Below are 2,298 nucleotides of genomic sequence, written 5' to 3' on the forward strand. Positions count from 1 at the left end.
TGATGCCGCCAGCCCGTCAGCATCTCGTCGGCACGGCTCGACGGGGCACGGCCGCGCAACGGGGCAACACGGCCGGTCTCGTCCTTCGCCAACGCACACCATCCGATCACCCGATGACCGAATCTTGCATCCGATGACCGCATCATGCAGACCAGCAGCTCACGACATCCACATGAGTCACACACCGTCAGCGGATCAGCCCGATGCCTCGGCAGGGCATCCACTGCGACGCGCGGGTTACTGGAACGACCCGCAGGTCAGGAAGGCAGCGCCCAACGCTGATATGCGTCCTCGTAGAGAAGTACTGCGTCGTGCATCCGATGCAATAGATACCCACTCCCGACTGGCGGGGTCACCTGTTGAAGAGTCCTCAATCTGCTGTTGGCGTTGGTCCGTCGAGGTAGCCTGGTGTCGGCGGCGGGCCGTTCTGTCCGGGTGTCCTGGACGAGTGGGGGTCGTAGATTCTCGCCGGCTCCGCCGCTCTATCGGCTGCAGGCGAAAGCGGCGCTTGAGTGCTAGTCCACTGGTCCGGGACGAGTTGCGTAGGCGCTGAAGCCGGTCCCTGCGAGCCTCGCGTAATGCATCGCCGCTGTGGGGGAGAGGCCGAGCGCGTCGGCCAGGACGGAAGGCGGGGCCTGTCGGACAAGCTGTAACCAGGTCCCTGCGCGGGCAGGACGAGGATCGATCCCGATGTTGCGCAACATGTTCTGCAGCGATTGGGGCCGGATCGGGCAGCCTGGCGTGGCGCCGGGGAACAGCCAGCGGCTGCGTGCGTTAGCCGCGGTGTTGCGCCGGTAGCGGGGGTCGGCGATCAGCCGCCGAACGAGCTCGGCGAGCGGCTCGGGGAGCAGAACCGGGTAGGGCCCGAGCCGAAGGCAGGTCCCTTCAGCGTTTCTCGATGACGTCATCGAGGGTGAGCGAGGCGATCTGGCTCAGCGTTGCGCCAAACAGCAGGACCAAGGCTGCGGCGACTCGTGGCGCGGTGCGCAGAGTGTCATCGGTCAGGACCTGGCGGAGCTGGTCGAGGCGAAGGCGTGACCCGATAGGCGTCGCGTTGCCGGTCCGGGGGATCGGGACGTGGATGCGCTCGACGAGGCGCTGGTCGCGGGCCCAGTAGAGAAACCGGACCGCGTGTTTTCGGGTCGTCGGGCCGGCCGCGAACCATGCGTCGACGTCGTGCTGGGTAACCCCGCCCAGAGGTGTGCCGCGATGATGGAGCCACTCGAGGAAGCCGATGGTGACCGTGGTGGCCTGTTTGGCGTTGAGGAAGGCGCCGGGCGAGATCGGTCCGTGCCGGCTTTGGTCGCGGAGTCGGCGCAGCAAGTGCCAGCGGGCGAAACGCTCGATGCTCTTGCGGTCATCGGCTCGCTCGAGAGCCTCGAGTTTCGCGGCCAGCCAGCGTTCGTACCGTGCGAGATGCGGATCTCGTGGCGGCAGGCAGGACTCGGCGACGAGCAGGCCGCGCAGGTATTCGACCGCCCGACTGCCAGGAAGTTCGTCGAGCGCTGAGTGTGTGAGCGCGACCTGTCCGGCGGCGAGCTGGGCGAGCAGGGTCGCGACCTCGGTATTGGCCAGCCACGCGTAGCCGCTGTTCGCGCGTGGCATGGTGATGATGGCCTGGGCCAGGGGAGTCAGGGGAGCAGGAACGACGTCGTCGGGCCCGGCGAGCAGGTCATGAACTCGTTCGGTGAGCAGGCATCTCCAACAGCGGGCCGAACGCCCGAGTGGTGCTTCGACTCCGCAGCTGCGGCAATAGACGCTGATGGGAATCCCGCTGCAGGACAGGCAGATCGGTGCCGCGTCGGTGTCGAGACCGGGAACGATCCCGACGTGTCCGCAGCGGGTGCAGCGTCCTTCGCGGCGTCTGGCCGCTTCAGCGCAGTAGTGACAGACCCGCCCTTCGGGCCAGGACCTCCCGCATGCGTAGCTGCCGCCGCAGCGGACGCAGGGCGGGAACCGTGTCGGGTCGACCGGGACCGACCGAGTTCTGGGCGGCGGGTGCTCATCACGTCATCGGCTCAGCAGGCGTCAGGGGGAGCGGGTCAGGGGGAAGGGTCAGTCGGCGTCGTCGATGATCCGTGCGCGGACCGGCCGGAACTGTGGATCGACCCCGACCAACCGGCGCCTGACCCGGCGAGGGCTCCGCAGAGGCGCCCGCGGCAGAGCCGCTCGTGCGACGCGCCCTGGTCTCGACATAGGGGGTGATCAGGTCGGACGGAGTGCAGGACAGGATGTCGCAGAGAGCGACCAGGGTGCGCATGGACAGCCGTTCTGGTTTGTCAGTGACCAGTCGATGGG

Annotated in this window: 2 protein-coding genes; both read right to left on the reverse strand. The window is 67.7% G+C overall.

Features of this window, described 5'->3' with window-relative positions:
- Nucleotides 1-885 precede the first annotated feature (885 nt).
- On the reverse strand, nt 886-1,605 hold the full coding sequence (locus tag PSU4_RS30775) for a hypothetical protein (RefSeq protein ID WP_147116178.1): 720 nt from the start codon (nt 1,603-1,605) through the stop codon (nt 886-888).
- A gap of 400 nt (nt 1,606-2,005) precedes the next feature.
- Entirely contained in the window at nt 2,006-2,260 is a 255-nt protein-coding gene (locus PSU4_RS32930) for a hypothetical protein (protein WP_373866116.1), read from the reverse strand.
- Nucleotides 2,261-2,298: the final 38 nt, after the last annotated feature.

Source organism: Pseudonocardia sulfidoxydans NBRC 16205, assembly GCF_007989085.1.
GTDB lineage: Bacteria > Actinomycetota > Actinomycetes > Mycobacteriales > Pseudonocardiaceae > Pseudonocardia > Pseudonocardia sulfidoxydans.